The 17,863-nt window shown below is 69.2% G+C and carries 19 protein-coding genes and 1 pseudogene; 9 read left to right on the plus strand and 11 right to left on the minus strand.

All coding sequences use genetic code 11. The annotated features are described in order from the left end of the window. Positions 1–20: 20 nt before the first annotated feature. The 6 genes and pseudogenes from VA596_RS20430 to VA596_RS20450 all read right to left on the minus strand — a co-directional run bounded on the left by VA596_RS20430 (position 21) and on the right by VA596_RS20450 (position 4,091). On the minus strand, positions 21–743 hold the full coding sequence (locus tag VA596_RS20430; protein WP_323329414.1) for an ESX secretion-associated protein EspG: 723 nt from the start codon (positions 741–743) through the stop codon (positions 21–23). A 6-nt stretch (positions 744–749) separates the two neighbouring features. After that, entirely contained in the window at positions 750–902 is a 153-nt protein-coding gene (locus VA596_RS20435; RefSeq protein ID WP_323329415.1) for a hypothetical protein, read from the minus strand. 837 nt (positions 903–1,739) lie between these two features. Next, a pseudogene (locus VA596_RS50820) lies at positions 1,740–2,045 on the minus strand (PPE domain-containing protein); the annotation flags it as partial. Continuing rightward, positions 2,045–2,665, minus strand: a complete 621-nt coding sequence (locus tag VA596_RS20440; RefSeq protein WP_323329416.1) for a DUF3558 domain-containing protein — start codon at positions 2,663–2,665, stop codon at positions 2,045–2,047. The pseudogene VA596_RS50820 and the gene VA596_RS20440, both read right to left, overlap by 1 nt. Continuing rightward, on the minus strand, positions 2,665–3,087 hold the full coding sequence (locus VA596_RS20445; RefSeq protein WP_323329417.1) for a hypothetical protein: 423 nt from the start codon (positions 3,085–3,087) through the stop codon (positions 2,665–2,667). Before VA596_RS20445 ends, VA596_RS20440 begins: the two co-directional genes overlap by 1 nt. Before the next feature lie 164 nt (positions 3,088–3,251). Beyond that, positions 3,252–4,091 (minus strand): hypothetical protein, encoded by an 840-nt coding sequence (locus VA596_RS20450; protein WP_323329418.1) that lies wholly within the window; start codon positions 4,089–4,091, stop codon positions 3,252–3,254. 159 nt (positions 4,092–4,250) lie between these two features. Here VA596_RS20450 and VA596_RS20455 point away from each other — a divergent pair, with 159 nt between their 5' ends. After that, entirely contained in the window at positions 4,251–5,303 is a 1,053-nt protein-coding gene (locus VA596_RS20455) for a polyprenyl synthetase family protein (protein WP_323329735.1), read from the plus strand. 17 nt (positions 5,304–5,320) lie between these two features. Continuing rightward, positions 5,321–6,631: a sunset domain-containing protein gene (locus tag VA596_RS20460; protein ID WP_323329419.1), complete on the plus strand. Its 1,311-nt coding sequence runs from the start codon at positions 5,321–5,323 to the stop codon at positions 6,629–6,631. Between the two features lie 4 nt (positions 6,632–6,635). On the opposite strand, the gene VA596_RS20465 is transcribed toward VA596_RS20460, so the two are convergent. The 4 genes from VA596_RS20465 to VA596_RS20480 all read right to left on the minus strand — a co-directional run bounded on the left by VA596_RS20465 (position 6,636) and on the right by VA596_RS20480 (position 11,079). Continuing rightward, entirely contained in the window at positions 6,636–6,968 is a 333-nt protein-coding gene (locus VA596_RS20465; protein WP_323329420.1) for a VOC family protein, read from the minus strand. A gap of 99 nt (positions 6,969–7,067) precedes the next feature. Then, positions 7,068–8,132: a 2-oxoacid:ferredoxin oxidoreductase subunit beta gene (locus VA596_RS20470; RefSeq protein ID WP_323329421.1), complete on the minus strand. Its 1,065-nt coding sequence runs from the start codon at positions 8,130–8,132 to the stop codon at positions 7,068–7,070. Beyond that, the gene (locus tag VA596_RS20475; protein ID WP_323329422.1) at positions 8,129–10,051 is read right to left on the minus strand and encodes a 2-oxoacid:acceptor oxidoreductase subunit alpha; all 1,923 of its coding nucleotides are present in this window, start codon (positions 10,049–10,051) and stop codon (positions 8,129–8,131) included. The genes VA596_RS20470 and VA596_RS20475 overlap by 4 nt, the downstream gene beginning before the upstream one ends. Positions 10,052–10,314: 263 nt before the next feature. Then, complete coding sequence (locus tag VA596_RS20480) at positions 10,315–11,079, minus strand: enoyl-CoA hydratase (protein WP_323329423.1); 765 nt, start codon at positions 11,077–11,079, stop codon at positions 10,315–10,317. 54 nt (positions 11,080–11,133) lie between these two features. On the opposite strand from VA596_RS20480, the gene VA596_RS20485 reads away from it, so the two are divergent. Next, entirely contained in the window at positions 11,134–11,517 is a 384-nt protein-coding gene (locus tag VA596_RS20485) for a hypothetical protein (protein ID WP_323329424.1), read from the plus strand. A 136-nt stretch (positions 11,518–11,653) separates the two neighbouring features. On the opposite strand, the gene VA596_RS20490 is transcribed toward VA596_RS20485, so the two are convergent. After that, complete coding sequence (locus VA596_RS20490) at positions 11,654–12,100, minus strand: Lrp/AsnC family transcriptional regulator (protein ID WP_026468878.1); 447 nt, start codon at positions 12,098–12,100, stop codon at positions 11,654–11,656. A gap of 74 nt (positions 12,101–12,174) precedes the next feature. Here VA596_RS20490 and ddaH point away from each other — a divergent pair, with 74 nt between their 5' ends. The 6 genes from ddaH to VA596_RS20520 all read left to right on the plus strand — a co-directional run bounded on the left by ddaH (position 12,175) and on the right by VA596_RS20520 (position 17,798). Next, positions 12,175–13,026 (plus strand): dimethylargininase, encoded by an 852-nt coding sequence (gene ddaH / locus VA596_RS20495; RefSeq protein ID WP_323329425.1) that lies wholly within the window; start codon positions 12,175–12,177, stop codon positions 13,024–13,026. A gap of 107 nt (positions 13,027–13,133) precedes the next feature. Further along, positions 13,134–13,763, plus strand: a complete 630-nt coding sequence (locus VA596_RS20500) for a polysaccharide deacetylase family protein (protein ID WP_323329736.1) — start codon at positions 13,134–13,136, stop codon at positions 13,761–13,763. 316 nt (positions 13,764–14,079) lie between these two features. Then, positions 14,080–14,772 carry a glycoside hydrolase family 75 protein gene (locus VA596_RS20505; RefSeq protein WP_323329426.1) on the plus strand — a complete coding sequence of 231 codons (693 nt, stop codon included), beginning with the start codon at positions 14,080–14,082 and terminating at the stop codon, positions 14,770–14,772. A gap of 64 nt (positions 14,773–14,836) precedes the next feature. Beyond that, the gene (locus VA596_RS20510) at positions 14,837–15,097 is read left to right on the plus strand and encodes a helix-hairpin-helix domain-containing protein (RefSeq protein ID WP_323329427.1); all 261 of its coding nucleotides are present in this window, start codon (positions 14,837–14,839) and stop codon (positions 15,095–15,097) included. Positions 15,098–15,295: 198 nt separating this feature from the next. Beyond that, a complete protein-coding gene (locus VA596_RS20515; RefSeq protein WP_323329428.1) occupies positions 15,296–16,612 on the plus strand; it encodes a nucleotide sugar dehydrogenase in 1,317 nt (438 codons plus the stop codon). Positions 16,613–16,655: 43 nt separating this feature from the next. Beyond that, the gene (locus tag VA596_RS20520) at positions 16,656–17,798 is read left to right on the plus strand and encodes a glycosyltransferase family 4 protein (protein WP_323329429.1); all 1,143 of its coding nucleotides are present in this window, start codon (positions 16,656–16,658) and stop codon (positions 17,796–17,798) included. Positions 17,799–17,863 lie beyond the last annotated feature (65 nt).

The following is a 17,863-nucleotide window of genomic DNA, read 5'->3' on the forward strand; positions in this document are numbered from 1 at the left end:
CTGTTCCGGTGGCGGCCCTTTCAGCAGTCCAGCAGTGCTGCGACCCTCCGTCCCAGCACGACGGGATCCCCGGGCATGACGGTGATGTACTCGGCGGCGAGCCCGATGCCCACCCGCCCGGCGTCGACGTCGAGGTAGCTGACCGAGTCCCGCGCTTCTTGGCGTTGTCCCTCCACCTGCTTCGCGGCGTACATCTGCCCGATACCGACGTACGGCCGCTTCAGGAGGTCGTCGAGCCGCTGCGCGTCCCGGCTGCGAGCCGGCGCGTCATCGAAGACGTCGCTGAGCGGCCCCTCCTGGAAGTCCTGCTGCGGCAAGGTGAACGGCGTGAACTCCGCGGCGTGGTAGGGCGGCAGGTTCGCGACGAGCGCGTCGACGGGATGGGTGTCGGGCGGGACACCCTTGAGCCAGACCCGCGAGCCCTGGCACACGGCGGTGACGGCAGTCCGGCCTTTTGCGGCGACCAGAACCCCGATCTGCTCGGTGAGATCGCGAGCGTAGGCGAAGAACTCCGTAGCCGGCCGGTCAAGCAGGTGAAGCACGTCGTCGAATTCGGGCGTGAAGCCGTCGCCCTGGGTGAAGCAGTGCGCGCTGAGCTCCTCAAAGGCGGCCCGGCCGGCCTGCCTCGCGGCGGACGGCGGAATATACCGCAACCCACCGGCAAAGACCGGGTGCGGTTCACCGCAGCCGGCCTGGCGCAGAGCGGTGAGCAGGGTGTCGAGCGAGATGTCGGCCTTCAGCATGTCCTCCTACTTAGGCCGGTTCTCCCCGATGACCGGCGGCATGGGCTTTTCGGTGAACCCGCCGAAGGTCTCGTCAGGATCGGGGTTCTTCAGGTAGGGAGCGGTTTTCTTCTCTTTGTCTTCGTCCTGGGAGCCGCGCCCACCGGCGGCGGTGCCCATGGGCATCCCGTTGGCGCCTCGGGCGCCGGTTGTGCCGCGGGAGGACGGTTGCCCAGGGAGGCGTTCCTCGGAAAGGCGGGCACCAGACCCGCTTCCTGGTCCACGCGGGGTGACGACACCGGCGTTCGGTCCACCCCGGGTGCCTGTGTTGTTCCCCGGCCCAGTCCCGGTGCTTGGCGCGCTCCCAGTGCTGGACCCCGTTCCTGGCCCGATCCCTGTCCCAAACCCTCCGGTCCCTGGCCCGAAGCCACCGTACGGCTGATAACTGGAGCCACCACCGCCGAGATTGCTGACAAACTGCCCGCTGGGCCCGAACTGATACCCACCCTGGGCAGCCGGGGGAGCGACCGGCTGAGGCACGTAGTTGTTGGCATGGGTGCTGTCGGAGGACCCGTTTCCGGGAGTCTGCGCCACAACCTGGTTGCTCGGCTGGTTGGTGGGCTGCACCTGGTTGCGTCCAACTTGGACGTTCTGATCCTGCGCAGAGGTTCGGTCCTGCCCGGAAACGCCCGGCTGATGCGGATTCCGAGCCCATTCACCGGTATCAGTGGCAAAGCTGGTAGGCCGCCCAGTGGTGTCCTGCCCGTGAGTGTCCTGCCCAGGGGCGGTCATGGAGACAGACGCCCCGGAGTCCGCAATTTGAGCGTACTGAGCAGGCATCCGCCCACCATTGGAGGTACTGGCGGAATGGTAAGCGCCAAAGGCATCGATATTGGCCTGGCTATCAGCCTGCCACCCGGCAACCTTGGCGTTGTAAGAAGGACCAACCCCAGCAAGCAGATTGGTGAGATCCTCCGAAGTCATCACCGGCGGCTGAGGCGCAACGGGCTTGACGGAGTTCTTGGCCGTCCCATAGGCATCCATCTGAGCCCCAACAGCCGTCCGGGCCGTCTCAAGATGAACAGCATCATCAGCAGCAGCCCGAACAAGAGGAACGGTGGCATCAGCAGCAGAGTCCCCAGCAGCACCCCGCCACCCAGACATGGTCTTGGCCCGCAACGCACTGATCCGCTGAGCCCGCTCAACCATCCGATCAGTGAGCTGACCAGCCCCATCCTGCGCGTCGGCCAACGAACCTATGCCTTCACCGCCAGTGACCTGCTCGTAGATCTGCGCGGCAGTCAGCGGCACTTCGGTGGCCATCAATTGCCTCCCTTGACGGTAGCGAGGACTTTGGAGCCAACGGTTTGGGCGACCGCACAAGGGTCGCTGTTCCCGATCTTCTCGCGAGACTGGGTGACTGCGATATCCAAGGTGTTGTGATCGCTGGTGCCGACTGCGATCGAGCAGACGCCGTCGGCTCGGTGATCCGCGGTTCCGTACGCCACCGCGGGGTAATCGCCGACCGGTTCGAGGACCTCGAAGAACTTGTAGGTGCTGCCCTTTGCCTGATACACACTGGTCAGGCCCAATCGGTCGACCTTGGAGAAGATGAGGTTGACGCTCGCGCCCGATCCGTCCGCCGGGTCCCAAGTACATGTTGGCCCGGCCGGCCCCTGAAGGTCCGGTTTCGGTGTGACGGACCGGCCGAAAAGCTCTGTCACCTGGGATTCGGTCATCGCAGTGCACGGCGCGGATGCGAACTGATCCGTGTCGATCGGGGATCCCACCTTCGGGACACCGGGACCAGGCACCTCAGGGCTCGTGTTCGAGACCGATGGAGAGCTAGGTGTGTTCGCGGGGGAGGCAACGCCTGATGTTTCTGGTGAGCACGCGGTGAGCGCCACGAATCCGATGCAGACTGGAAAAATGATGCGGCGCACTAGACAATGCCCTTCGCGGTGTTGCCGATCTCCGTGGCGTGAAGCTCTTCGGCGGTCGCGTACTTTCCCAAGGCGATGACGTACTTGTTCGCCATCGCTTCGCAGTAGTCGATCCGCTGCTGCAACGTTGAGTACAGGGACTCACCGGACGATCGGATCAGTTCTGCGTTGCCTCCGCTCGCGTACTCGAGACCTGGCCCCTGCGCCCGCGCGAGTACTTCCGCGTGCGCGAGATCGGTGCGGAACTCAGCGGCCAGATCTCGCCACTCCTTGACCAGTTCTTGCAGCGTCGCCTCGTCGTACTGGAACCCCGGTCCACCAGCCCCCGAGCCCTCAGCTCCATAAACCCCAGCCCGCGGCACCCCATTGGGCCCCGGCAGCTGCCAGTTCCCACCCGGGTCGTAGACCGGGCCCTCACCCACGACCGCTCACACACGCCGTCACGTCAGCTCTCCCCTAGCTTGCACGGTGCTCACGCCCGAGCACCCTGCGTATCCGACGGCTCGTAGCCTACCAAGGTTCCGCCAGGAGAGAATCCGCAGCTCACGGGGGCCGCGGCCGCCAAAACCGCGGCCCCCAAAGAGACCTAAGGCGTCGGTGAGCAGGACGTGTGGCCCAGGATCACCTGGCCCGTGATGCCCGATGCCGGGAGGAAGTTGATGCGCAGCATCGTCAAACCGATGCTGCCGTCGCCCGGGAGGTTCTGGATGTTGAACACCGCGTTCGCCAGGACCGTGCCGTTCGACTTCTTGATCGGGGACACGTAGCCCACCGGGACCGGGCTCGGCGGGTTCGTGATGCCGCTCATGCCGCCGTACGTCCAGCTCGCGTTCGTCTGCTTGTGGGTTGCCGTGCAGGTCACCTTGAACGTCGACAGCTTGATCCGCGGCCCGCCCACGCTGACCAGGGCCGACAGCTCGAAGTTCTTGCCCGTCGCCGTGGACGTCGTCGTCGTGGCGTCCGACTTCGGGTCCGTGACGGCCGTCGTGCAGGACGACGAGCCGCCGCCGAAGGTGACGCCCGTCTTCGACACCGACTGGGCCGTCGCCGTCTTCGGGCCGGCCACCGAGCACTTGCCCTGCACCGGCACCGAGATCGCCGATCCCGCCTTCGTGAAGTCGGCCGAACCGATCTGGGCCACGCCCGGCTGCGGTGCGGCCTGAGCCGGCACGGCAACGGCGAGTCCGGCCACCAACAGCGTTCCGGCGAGCCCCGCTCGCCTCGCGATAGTGCGCATTGCGCTGTCCTCCTTGCTGACCGGGAGAGCTGTCGGGTTCGGCAGTTCTTCCACGCCGTGAATATCCGCCCGTCCGAGCCGCCCGTTGCGTCCGAAACTGTTGATCATCCGTTCGTGGATCATGAACCACCCAGTGGGTATCCCACCGGTATTCGGATACCGAAAGTATTTGGGCCTGTCGGCGACCACGCCGGGTCGATCACCTCGACGACGTCGGGATCAGGTGCCGCCGAGGTGTCATGTTCGTCACCGTTTCCGCAGGACAGCGGGTAAACGGTGGCGCGGGGTAGCCACTACGCTCAAGGGAGAACCCGACCGGTGCACGAGTAGAGCGGAGCCGACGTGTCTGTGCCTTCCCCAGCCCCCGGGGCGGGATCCCTCCCCGCTGCGCCGGGTGGCGCCCTCGAGGACCTGCGCTCGTCGGTTGGCCTGCAGATCGCCGACGAGTCCCTGCTGCGCTCGATCGCCGCCGGCCTGTCCGACGTCGAGAAGCTGCTGCGCGAGGTCGTCCGGAGTGACGTCCAGGCCGTCAACGACGCCGCGTTGCACCTGGTCGAGGCGGGGGGCAAACGCTTCCGCCCGATGTTCACGCTGCTGTCCGCGCAGTTCGGGCCGAAGCAGGACGACCACGTCGTGATCGCCGCCGCCGCGGTCGAGCTGGTGCACCTGGCCACGCTCTACCACGACGACGTCATGGACGAGGCGGACATGCGCCGCGGCGCCGAGAGCGTCAACGCGCGCTGGGACAACACCATCGCCATCCTCACCGGCGACTTCCTCTTCGCCCACGCCTCGCGGCTGGTCGCCGACCTCGGCACGGACGCGGCGCGGATCATCGCCGAGACCTTCGGCGAGCTGGTCACCGGGCAGATGCGCGAGACCGTCGGCCCCGGACCGGGTGACGACGCCGTCTCGCACTACCTCACCGTGATCGCGCAGAAGACCGGTTCGCTGATCGCGACGTCGGGCCGGTTCGGCGGGATGATGTCCGGCGCCGCCGACGAGCACATCGAGGCGCTGCGCCGGTTCGGCGACATCATCGGCACCGCGTTCCAGATCTCCGACGACATCATCGACATCGCCTCGGCGTCCGACGAGCTGGGCAAGGCGCAGGGCACCGACCTGCGCGAAGGCGTCCGGACGTTGCCGATGCTGTACGCACTGGCCGACCCCGGGACCGACCCCCGGCTGGTCGAGCTGCTGTCCGGGCCGATCGCCGACGACGACCTCGTTTCCGAAGCGCTGGAGCTGCTGCGCGCGAGTAGTGGACTCGAACGCGCGCGCGTCACCCTTTCCGACTACGCTCAGCGCGCGCGTGCCGAGCTCACCGCGCTGCCGGCGTCCCCCGCACGGGACGCCTGCGAGTCGGTTGCCGCTTACCTGGTCGCGCGCACGCACTGAACTAGGGGCAGGGATAGATGTCCATTTTCGGACAGGTTTGGCTGTGGAGCCTCGCGGCGTTCTTCGTCGGGGCGCTGCTCACCTGGCTGGTGCTGGTGCTGCCACTCCGCAAGAGCGTCCGCAAGCTGGAGAGCGCGCTGGCGCAGGCCCACGCCGACGCCGCGCGCACCCCCGCGAACGCCGCCGGACTGGCCGCACCGGGCACCGAGGGCTACACGCGACCCGCGCCGTCCTACGACGACGACGAGAGCCGGTACGAGCACAACCCGTACGAAGAGGCCCGGCCGCAGGAGACGTCGTACCCGGGGACGCTGGTCGCGTCGCCGGTGAGCCGTGACGACGTCCACGACGACATCGACCAGGACTTCGCCGAGCTCGACTCGCAGGTGCCGCCGCGGACCCCGCCGGTCGACGACTACCGGCCGGAACCCGAGCCGGAGCCCGAAGACGCCTACCCGGCGTCCGCGACCCAGGTCATGGCGCCGGTCGCGGAGCCGGAGCCGGACGACCCGTACCGCGCGGCCGCGTCCGACTACCTGAGCCCGGAGGACGACGAGCACTTCGAGCCCGAGGCCGCCCCGGCGCTTTCGCAGCTGGAGCAGCAGCTCGAGCCGGAGACCGCGGGCTCACTGTTCCAGCCGGGCGCCGGCGCGGAGCCGCAAGACCCGGACTGGTTCGACCACGCGCCGTCCGGGCAGCGGTCGGCCTTCGAAGAGCCGGTGGAGCGCACGCGCTACATCAGCGCGCACCCGGGTTCGGTCCGCAAGGAAGAGTCCCCGGAAGAGCCTGGGGAAGAGCCCGAGGACGACGAGACGCCGCAGTACGCCTTCGCGGGCGACGACGCGTCCGACCGCGAACTCGACGTGCCGCCGGAGACCCCCGCCGAGGCGACGCAGGTGCTGCCGAAGCGCCAGCCGCGCGGACTGGGGTCGGTGCGGGGCGGTTTCGACGCGCCGCAGCCGATCCAGCCGTCGATGCGCACGGTCGAACGCCGCGACCCCGAGCTGTCCGGCGCGCACAGCGGCTCGCTGTTCGAGCCGTCGGTGCAGCCGAACCAGACGGCCGTCGGCGTCGCGCCGGAGCCGCCGCCGGCCCCGCCCGCGCGGGAGACGGCCGAGGACTCGGTCCCGCCCGGCCCGTTCGGCCCCGGTTCGGCCATGCCCCGCCCCGGCGGCGGCCGGCCCAGCGACGCCTTCGAGGTGAAGGCCAGCGTCACGGCTTTGCGGTACTGCACCGACGAATCCGAGCAGTTCCCGAAGATGGTGGCCGAGGTCTGGTTCCGCACCGCCGAAGACGCCGAGCGCGTCGGGTTCCGCCCGATCGTCTGAGCCTTCAGGCCGCCTGGAACAGCACCATCGCGGCCCCACCGGGGTCGGTGACGACGACCAGCGAGCCGACCGGCAGATCCGTGCGTGCGCGCACGAGCTTTCCGCCCAGCGCCACCGCTTTCGCCGCCGCGGTGTCCACATCGGACACCGCGGCGTAGGGCAGCCACTGCGGGGCGCGGTCGTCGTCCGCCGCCAGTTCCGTGAGGCCGCCCCACGGGGCGCCGTCCTCGGTGAGCAGCGGGCCGTTCGCCCGCCAGCCCAGCAGTTCGGCGAAGAACCGCTTGCTTCCGTCCACATCGGACGTCCGGACGTCGAAGAACACGAACGGTGCGGCCATCCCGCACCACCTCCTCAGGTCGCTTGACCTAAAACTTAGGACAAGCGTCCCAATCAAGCAACACCAAAAGGCCACCTCGTGCTGAGGTGGCCTTCCGGGTTACGCGACCGTCCAGGTGTCCTTGCCGCGCAGCAGACCCTGCAGGTCCGGCTTGCGGGCCGCGCGGGCCTCCTCGACCTGGGCGCGGGCGCCGTCGTCGTAGGTGGGGCGCTCGACCTGGCGCAGGATGCCCGTCGGGACGTGGTTCAGGCTCTGGTCGCCGAGGCGCGAGAGCGCGAACGCGTACGACGTGTCGGTGATCGTCGGGTCGTGCACGACGATGTCGTCCTCGCCGATGTCGGCGACCTTGGCGACGTCCAGGCCGCCCCAGTCGCTGCGCTTGACGCCGAACTCCTGGTTCGGGCCGAACCGGATCGGCGCACCCGCCTGCAGCGGGATCAGCCGGGCGGCGGCCTCGTCGGCGTCCTTGAGGACGTCGAACGCGCCGTCGTTGAAGATCGGGCAGTTCTGGTAGATCTCCACCAGCGCCGACCCGCGGTGCTGCGCCGCGGCCTGCAGGACCTCGGTGAGGCCCTTGCGGTCGGAGTCCATCGCGCGGCCCACGAACGACGCCTCGGCGCCGATGGCCAGCGACAGCGGGTTGAACGGCGTGTCCACCGAACCCATCGGCGACGACTTGGTGACCATGCCCGGCCCGGAGGTCGGGGAGTACTGGCCCTTGGTCAGCCCGTAGATCCGGTTGTTGAAGAGCAGGATCTTGATGTTCACGTTGCGGCGCAGCGCGTGGATCAGGTGGTTGCCGCCGATGGACAGCGCGTCGCCGTCCCCGGTGACGACCCACACCGACAGGTCCGGCCGGGTGGTGGCCAGCCCGGTCGCGATCGACGGCGCGCGGCCGTGGATCGAGTGCATGCCGTAGGTGTTCAGGTAGTACGGGAACCGCGAGGAGCAGCCGATCCCGGAGACGAACACGATGTTCTCGCGCTTGAGGCCGAGCGTGGGCAAGAAGGACTGGACCGCGTTGAGCACGACGTAGTCGCCGCAGCCGGGGCACCAGCGGACCTCCTGGTCCGACTTGTAGTCCTTGGCCTTCTGCGGCTCGTCGGTGGTCGGGACGAGATCCAGACCGCCGAGAGTCGGCAGCCCCAGGTCTATCGCAGTCACTTGACGGCCTCCGTAACCCCAGTGATGATCTCCGAGAACACGTTCTGCAGCTCTTCGGCCTTGAACGCCATCCCGGCGACCTTGGTGTACGAGTGGATGTCCACCAGGTACTCCGCGCGCAGCAGCAGGGAAAGCTGACCGAGGTTCATCTCCGGCACCACGACCTTGTCGTAGGAGCGGAGCACGTCACCCAGGTTCGACGGCAGCGGGTTCAGGTGGCGCAGGTGGGCCTGCGCGATCGGCATGCCGAGCTTGCGCACCCGCCGGCACGCGGCGCCGATCGGGCCGAAGCTGGAGCCCCAGCCGAGCGCGAGCACCCGCGCCTTGCCGCCGCTCGGGTCGTCGACCACGACGTCGGGGACGTCGATGCCGTCGATCTTCGCCTGCCGCAGCCGGACCATCTTGTCGTGGTTGTCCGGGTCGTAGGAGATGTGCCCGGTCCGGTCGGCCTTCTCCAGTCCGCCGATGCGGTGCTGCAGGCCGGGCGTGCCCGGGATCGCCCAGGCGCGGGCGAGGGTCTCCGGGTCGCGGACGTAGGGCCAGAACTCGCCGGAGTCGTTGTCCGAGTTGGGCTCGGTCGCGAACTCGACACGCAGGTCGGGCAGCGTCGAGACGTCCGGGATCAGCCACGGCTCGGAGCCGTTGGCGATCGCGCCGTCCGAGAGCAGCAGCACCGGCGTGCGGTACTTCAGCGCGATCCGGGTGGCCTCGATGGCCGCGTCGAAGCAGTCGGCCGGCGACAGCGGCGCGATGATCGGCACCGGCGACTCGCCGTTGCGGCCGAACATCGCCTGCAGCAGGTCGGCCTGCTCGGTCTTGGTCGGCAGGCCGGTCGACGGGCCGCCGCGCTGGACGTCGATGACGACCAGCGGCAGCTCCATCATCACGCCGAGGCCGATGGTCTCCGACTTCAGCGCGACACCCGGGCCGGACGTCGAGGTGACGCCGAGCGCGCCGCCGTAGGACGCGCCGAGCGCGGCGCCGATGCCGGCGATCTCGTCCTCGGCCTGGAAGGTGATGATGCCGAAGTTCTTGTGCTTGGACAGCTCGTGGAGGATGTCCGACGCCGGCGTGATCGGGTAGGTGCCGAGCAGGATCTGCAGGCCGGACTGCTGCCCGGCGGCGACGATCCCGTAGGCGAGTGCGGTGTTGCCGGTGATCTGCCGGTAGGTGCCCTGGTTCAGCTTCGCCGGCGCGACCTGGAACGTCGTCGCGAACGACTCGGTCGTCTCGCCGTAGTTCCAGCCCGCGCGGAAGGCCAGGATGTTGGCCTCGGCGATCTCCGGCTTCTTCGCGAACTTCTCGCGCAGGAACCGCTCGGTGCCTTCGGTCGGCCGGTGGTACATCCACGACAGCAGGCCGAGGGCGAACATGTTCTTGCAGCGGTCGGCGTCCTTCTTGCCGAGGCCGGTGTCGGCGAGCGCGCCCTGGGTCAGGGTCGACATGGCGACCCGGTGCACCTGGAACGGGGTGAGCGTGTCGTCGTCCAGCGGGTCGGTGGCGTAGCCGACCTTGGTCAGGTTCCGCTTGATGAAGTCGTCGGTGTTGAGGATGATCGTGCCGCCGCGCGGCACGTCGCCGAGGTTCGCCTTGAGCGCGGCCGGGTTCATCGCCACCAGCACGTCCGGCCGGTCGCCGGGGGTGAGGATGTCGTAGTCGGCGAAGTGGACCTGGAACGAGGAGACGCCCGGGATCGTGCCCTGCGGGGCGCGGATCTCGGCGGGGAAGTTCGGCATGGTCGACAGGTCGTTGCCGAAGGCGGCGGCCTCGGACGTGAAGCGGTCGCCGGTCAGCTGCATGCCGTCACCCGAGTCGCCCGCGAACCGGATGACGACCCGGTCCAGCTTGCTGACCTCGGTCTGCCTGGTCGCGGCGAGCGAGCCGTGACCAGCGCCGTTGCCGTTCGCACTCGTGCTCATGGGTCAGGGATTCCCTCTCTCCCGACGTTGCGGCCTTCGGTCGCTCTTGCCCGGTGTCGTGACATTCGGGGCACCAGGCCCTACCACGAGGTTAGCTCGCGCATGACCACGATGTTCCCAGTGTCCCTACAGTCGAACGACCTCTCCGCTGCGCTGGTGGTTCTTCTGTGCTGGTCCGACAAATACCTGTTACCGATGGTAACGGGAATATCTTTTCGAACGCTGTGACGCGTGTCTCCCGCGTCGCGTCCATCTGCTGGGAATCACGGCCGCGCCCGGATCCGCGCCCGCATCGCCGCCAGTCGTTCGGCGAACTCCGGGGACGCCAGCGAGGCGAGCTGGGGCTCGATCTCGACGTCCACGGCGTCGGCGTGCGCGGCCAGCGACGCGGTCGTCCGGAGGCTGCGCTTGGTGGCGAGCAGGGCCTCGCGCGGCGCGGCGACCGCGGGGGCCGCCAGCTCGCGCGCCGCGGCCACGAGCTCGTCGTGCTCGCCCTCGACCACGCGCAGCGCCAGCCCGGCGCGCACCGCCGCCTCGGCGTTGAGGGGCTGGCCGAACAAGGTCATCGCGGCGGCCTGCTGCGGGCCGGCCAGCCGCTGCGTCATCCACGTCATCCCGCCGCCCGGGTGCAGGCCCAGCTCCAGGAACCGGGCGACGAACTTCGCGTGCGGCCCCGCGAGGCGGACGTCCGCGGCGAGGGCGAGGTTCAGCCCGGCACCGACGGCCGCGCCGCCGACCGCGGCGATCGTCGGCAGCGCGCAGCGCGCGACGGCGAGGAACCCTTCGTAGATGGCACGCAGGCCGGCCTCGTCGGCGGCGCCCAGTGCGGAGAGGTCGGCGCCGGCGCAGAAGGCCGGCGGAGTGCCGGTGACCACGACGGCGTGCACCGACTCGTCCCGCTCCGCGGCCGCGACGGCCGCCGCGAGCTGCGAGGACAGCTCGAGCGTGAGCGCGTTGCGGCTGCCGGGCGCGTCGACGGTCAGCAGGGCGACGCCGCCCGCGTGCTCGCTGACGATGCTGTCGGTCATGGGGGTAAGGGTGGCACGGGGCGGCGGAGGCCGTGCTCGGGTATGACTGGAGGTATGGGGGAGCTGGTCGGAGTGCTGGTCCGGGGGTTCATCGTGCTGGCGGGCAACGTGCTGACGATGATCGACACGGCCGAGTTCTTCGGCGCCCGCCGCCGCAAAGCGCGGCAAAAGGCGCTGGCCCGCGGCGAGCAGGTGAAGATCCCGTGCGTGCTGCGCGACCCGGACCTGACGGACGGCCGCGAGCAACAGGGCAGGCTCCTCCTGGGCGACGGCAGGCTGCGCTGGCTGGCCCCGGGCCGCCCACCGGCGGCGTTCGAGCCGGGCGAGCTGACGATGCAGGCGGTCGACGAGCAGGCCATCACGTTCCACGCCCACCGCACCGAGCTGCGCCTCCACCCGGACGAGGCCCCGGCGGTCCTCCGCGCCCTCGGCACCTGAAACTGTCAGTCCCCACCACTACGCTGGAAAGCGGGGGGCGCCGCCCCACGCTCGTGCACATTTCCGCCGTCGACCAGCGGGAAGCGTGCGGCCGGCGGCCGGCACCCCGCCCCGGCGAACGGCGGATTCCGGCGCGTCACTCCTCCGGCGTCGGCGGCCGTTCGAGCAGCCGCGAAAGCACGACCGTCGACACCGTCCGGTCCACGATCTCCAGCCCGCGCAGCCGCTCCAACGCCGTCTCCAGGTGGTGGATGTCGGCCGCGCGCAGGTGGACGATCGCGTCGGCCGCGCCCGAAACCGTGTACGCCGCCACCACCTCCGGCAGCGGCTCCAGTCGCGCGCGAATGCGGGCCGGGGTGATGTTGCCCTGGCACGTGACCTCGACGAACGCCTCCGTGCCCCAGCCCAGCGCCTCCGGGTCGACGACCGCCGTGAAGCCGCGCAGGATGCCGGTTTCGAGCAGCCGGTCGACCCGCCGCTTGACCGCCGGCGCCGACAGCCCGACGACCTTGCCGATCTCCGCGTAGCTTGATCTCGCGTTCGCCACGAGACACGAAACGATTCGCTGGTCGATGGTGTTCACACGCAACATTTAGCACAGATACGCGCATCGAACAGCGATTGATTGCGAGTTTGGGCAGCACTTACCCTGCAATCATGCAGGGATCACAGCCCTTGGCCGCTCGCGTACCGACCACCCGCCGATACCTGATGTGCCCGCCGCGCTTCTTCGCGGTGGACTACGTGATCAACCCCTGGATGGACCCGACCCAGCCGGTCAGCGCCGACGTCGCCGTCGCGCAGTGGACCGAGCTGCGCGACACCTACCGCCGCCTCGGCCACACCGTCGAGGAGATCGAGCCCCAGCCCGGCCTGCCCGACATGGTCTTCGCCGCGAACTCCGGCACGGTCGTCGACGGCCGCGTCCTCGGCTCGCGCTTCCGCGCGCCGCAACGCTCCGCCGAGGCCGAGCACTTCCGCCGCTGGTTCGTCGAGCACGGCTACCGCGACATCACGATGCCGGAGAAGATCAACGAGGCCGAGGGCGACTTCGCCTGGACCGGCAGCCTGCTGCTGGCCGGCACCGGCTTCCGCACCGACCCCGCCGCGCACGCCGAGGCGCAGGAGGTGCTCGGCGTCCCGGTCGTCTCGCTCAACCTGGTCGACCCGCGCTACTACCACCTCGACACGGCGCTGTTCGTGCTCGCCGAGTCGACCGACACGACCCGCGCGCAGATCGTCTACTACCCGGAGGCGTTCTCCGCCGGCTCGCGCCGCGTGCTGGAGCGGCTCTTCCCGGACGCCGTGCTCGCCACCGCGGCCGACGCCGAGTGCTTCGGGCTCAACGGGGTGTCCGACGGCCGGAACGTCGTCCTGCCGGTCGAGGCGACACGACTGGGTGAACTCCTCACCGCCCGGGGGTACGAGCCGGTCTACGTCGACATCTCTGAGCTGCGGAAAGCCGGCGGCGGGCCGAAGTGCTGCACGATGGAAATCCGGAAAGGCTGATTGCCGGAAAAAGTGTGTAACTCACCCGTTTGCTTCCGCGATTAATCGAGGTAATAGCTCGACTACGCGCGGTGGCAGGGGGTGAAGCGGTGGCGGTGAACCTCGCCATGCACGGGATCGGCCGGCCGGCTCGCCAGCTCGAGCCGGGGGAGAACGAGCGCTGGGTGACGGTCGAGCAGTTCGAGCGCATCCTCGACGCGGTCCAGGACCGCGTCGACGTGCACCTCACCTTCGACGACGGCAACGAGTCCGACGTCGAGATCGCCCTGCCCCGGCTCGTCGAGCGCGGCCTGGCGGCCGAGTTCTTCCCGCTCGCGGGCCGTCTCGGGCAGCGCGGTTACCTCGACCGCGAAGCCCTGCGCGAGCTCGCCCGCGCCGGGATGGAGATCGGCTCGCACGGCTGGGAGCCCCGCGACTGGCGCCGGCTCGACGACCGCCACGCCCGCCGTGAGCTGACGGAGGCGCCGAAGCTCCTCGGCGACCTGTGCGGCAAACCGGTGCAGCGGTACTCACTGCCGTTCGGCGCCTACGACCGGCGCGTGCTGACGCGGCTCAAGCAGGCGGGCGCCACCCGCGTCTACAGCAGCGACGGCGGCGAAACCAGCCGCGACGGCTGGCTGCAGGCGCGCACGGAGCTGCGTCACGACCTGGACGACGCCTGGCTCGACGGGGTGCTCTCGGGTGGCCGCCGCAAGGGCTGGTGGGGCGGGCGGCTGTTCCGGCGGTCCGACGGGTAGCCGGTACGACGGCCTGTCGCTCGTCCGAGGCTGACGGGCGGCATGGCGCTGGTGCCGGGCTTGCCGAGCGGTAAGCCGGCCTGATGGGCCGTCGGTCGGCCGCAGCCGCGTGAGCTTGCCGGCCGGGCTTCCCGGTGGCCGGAACACGTCGCGAACCGTTTCCGCGCGACCGCGTCCGGTGAGCAGGGTTTTCGTCAAGTCCCGCCGGATGCTGGGAAATTCTCGTACCTCTGGGACTTGAACCCGTCACGGTCCGGGTGCATCCTGTGTGCCTCGCCGCCGTAAGGAAAGTTTCCTAACTAAGGGAGCACCAGGAATGCGGAAACTGATCCTGCTCGCGACCATGGCGCTCGCCGCGGCCGTGATGCCCTCGGCCCTCGCGTCGGCAGCCCCGGCCCCCGCCGCACCGGCTTCCGTCGAAGCCGGGCCGACCGCGGCCCAGCTGCTGGCCAAGACCACCAGCTGCAACCAGATCTCCAACGGCAAGTACAAGACGGACGAAGACGTCTCGGCCAAGACGGTCGCCGTCTGCGACGCGAACGGCGCGGTCTTCTGGAAGGCCGACATGGACATCGACTGCGACGGCCAGCGCACGACGCAGTGCAACGAGGACACCGACTGCTGCTACCAGGACGACACGGCGTTCCACCAGTCCGACGGCAAGCCGCTCAGCGCCGCGAAGCTGCCCTACATCGTCGTGCCGAGCTCGAGCAGCATCTGGAAGTACTCCTCGTCGCAGCTGAAGGGCGGCGGCTCCTGCGCGGTGATCTACAACGGCAAGATCGAGTACGCCGTCATCGGCGACACGGGCCCGACCCAGATCATCGGTGAAGCCTCCTACGCGACGGCGAAGGACCTCGGCATCAACCCCGACCCGTCCAACGGCGGCACCGACTCCGGTGTGACGTACATCTGCTTCAAGAACTCGACCGTCTCGCCGATCGAGAACCACACCAATGCGATCAGCAAGGGCGAAAGCCTCGCCACGACTTTCGTGAACAACAACTGACTCACGCATGTCCGGGGCCGATCCGTTCAAGACGCGGGTCGGCCCCGGCTGCTGTGCTGGGCCCATGAGCGAACTGCTGAAGCTGGCCAACATCGGCCCGGCGATGGTCCGCGACCTCACCCGGCTCGGCATCACCGAACCCGCCCAGCTGGCCGGGCGCGACCCCGTCGAGCTGTACGAACGCCTCTGCGCGACCGACGGGCACCGGCACGACCCGTGCGTGCTCGACACCTTCATGTCGGCCGTCGACCAGGCCGGCGGCGCGCCACCCCGGCCGTGGTGGACATACACCCCGGAACGGAAACGCCTTCTCGGGGAACGCTGACCGGAACCGCGCCGAACGCGTTGCCCGCCCACCTGCAAGATGCAATTCCCGGGTGAATCGAGACGCGATTCTTACCGGAAAACCGTTGCGCCTCACGGTCGCCTCACGCATTGCCCCGTTCGCGGCCCTCGCGGTAACGATCCAGGGGGGCCCGCCGACCAACTCATGGGTCGCGTGGGAAAAAGCGGAGGTTTTGGCGTGAAGATCAGTGTCTTCGGGCTCGGTTATGTCGGATGTGTCTCCGCGGCGTGCTTGGCGGGGCAGGGGCACCGGGTGGTCGGCGTGGACGTCAACCCGGTCAAGATCGACCTCATCACCCAGGGCAAGGCCCCGGTGGTCGAGGAGCGGATCGGCGAGCTGACCGCCGAAGTCGTGGCGAGCGGGGCGCTGAGAGCCACGACCGACGTCGCGGAAGCCGTCGCCGACAGCGAGATCTCGCTGGTCTGCGTGGGTACGCCGTCGGCGCCGAACGGCAGCCTCTCGACGGTCTACCTCGAGCGCGTCGCCGAGGAGATCGGCGAGGCGATCGCGAAGAAGGCCGAGCGGCACACCGTCGTCTTCCGCAGCACGATGCTGCCGGGCACCTGCCTCGACCTGCTGGTTCCCATCCTGGAGAAGGCGTCGGGCCGCACGGCCGGCGTCGACTTCGGTGTCGCGGTGAACCCCGAGTTCCTGCGCGAGGGCACCAGCGTCCGCGACTTCTTCGACCCGCCGAAGACCGTGATCGGCGAGATCGACGCCACCAGTGGTGACGCCGTCGCGGCGCTCTACGAGGGCCTGCCCGGGCCGGTCTTCCGCGTGCCGATCCCGGTCGCGGAGATGACGAAGTACGCCGACAACTCCTTCCACGGCCTGAAGATCGGGTTCGCGAACGAGCTCGGCTCGATCTGCCGCGCGCTCGGCCTCGACTCGCACCAGGTGATCGACGTCTTCCTCGCCGACACCAAGCTGAACATCAGCCCGGCCTACCTGAAGCCCGGCTTCGCGTTCGGCGGCTCGTGCCTGCCGAAGGACCTGCGCGGGCTGGTCTACGCCGCGCACCGCGCCGACGTGAAGGTGCCGATCCTGTCGCACGTGCTCAGCTCCAACGAAGAGCACCTGCAGCGGGCGTTCGACCTGGTCGCCCGCACCGGCAAGCGCAAGGTCGGGCTGTACGGGCTGTCGTTCAAGCCGGGCACGGACGACCTGCGCGAGTCGCCGCTGGTCGAGCTGGCCGAGAAGCTGCTCGGCAAGGGCTACGACCTCAAGATCTACGACGCGAACGTCAGCCTCTCGCGGCTGATGGGCGCGAACCGCGAGTACATCGAGGGCCGGCTCCCGCACCTCGGGCAACTGCTCGCCGGGTCCGTCCAGGAAGTCATGGACCACGCCGACGTCGTGATCGTCGGCTGCAAGGACCCGGACGTGCTGGCGGCCCTGCCGCACGGCGGCGACCGGGTGCTGATCGACCTCGTCCGCCTGCCCGACGCCGAGAAGCGTCGCCTTGAAGAGGGATACGCCGGCCTTGCTTGGTAAAACACAGTCTGGTAAAGCGCTCATCTTGGTCGAAAACCTTTCGGTGCCCTTTGATCGGCGCGTCTGGCAGGAGTCCACGACCCTGCGCGACGCCGGTTGGGAGGTGCACGTGATCTGCCCGCAGGGCACGAAACGCGACACCGAGGCCGAAGCCGTCATCGACGGCGTCCACATCCACCGGTACCCGTTGAAGGCCGCGACCGGCGGCCCGGCCGGGTACCTGCAGGAGTACGGCAGCGCGCTGTGGCACACGCTGCGGCTGGCCCGGAAGATCGGCCCGGTCGACGTGGTGCACGCCTGCAACCCGCCGGACCTGCTGTACCTGGTCGCGAAGGTGCTCAAGCGCCAGGGCGCGAAGTTCATCTTCGACCAGCACGACCTCTGTCCCGAGCTGTACCTCTCGCGCTTCGACCGCGGGCAGGACCTCCTCTACCGCGGGGTCTGCGCGCTGGAGCGCGCCACCTACCGCGCCGCCGACGTCGTCATCTCGACGAACGAGAGCTACAAGCAGGTCGCCCGGATCCGCGGCGGCAAGCGGCCCGAGGACGTCTTCGTGGTGCGCAGCGCCCCGGTCGTCGAGCGGTTCCACGAGGTCCCCGTCGAGCCCGAGCTGAAGAAGGGCAAGCCGTACCTGCTGGCCTACCTCGGCGTGATGGGCCCGCAGGACGGCGTCGACTACGCCCTGCGTGCGCTCGCGAAGCTGCGTGACGAGGTCGGCCGCACCGACTGGCACGCCGTGTTCGTCGGCTCCGGGGACGCCTTCGACGACATGGTCGCGCTCTCGGCGAAGCTCGGGCTGGCCAACCAGGTCGAGTTCACCGGCCGGATCTCGGACGAGGACCTGGTCCGTTACCTCTCCACCGCCGACGTCTGCCTGTCGCCGGACCCGCTCAACCCGCTCAACGACGTCTCCACGATGAACAAGGTCATGGAGTACATGGCGATGAGCAAGCCGATCGTCTCGTTCGAGCTGCGGGAGGCGCGCGTCTCCGCCGGCGACGCCGCGGTGTACGCCCCGGCGAACGACGAAACGGAGTTCGCGGCCCTGGTCTCGCGCCTGCTCGACGACCCCGAGGAGCGGGTCAGGATGGGTAAGCTCGGCCAGGCCCGGGTCGCTGGCGCGCTGTCCTGGGAGAACTCGGCGAAGGCCCTCATCGCCGCGTACGAGCACGCACTCGGTTCCTGATCGCTGTTCGGTCAAGAAGTCACCGGACGTGTAACCAATGATCCCGGCCGGACGACGGTTGGGGT

Source organism: Amycolatopsis heterodermiae (assembly GCF_034929455.1).
GTDB classification, from domain to species: Bacteria; Actinomycetota; Actinomycetes; order Mycobacteriales; family Pseudonocardiaceae; genus Amycolatopsis; species Amycolatopsis heterodermiae.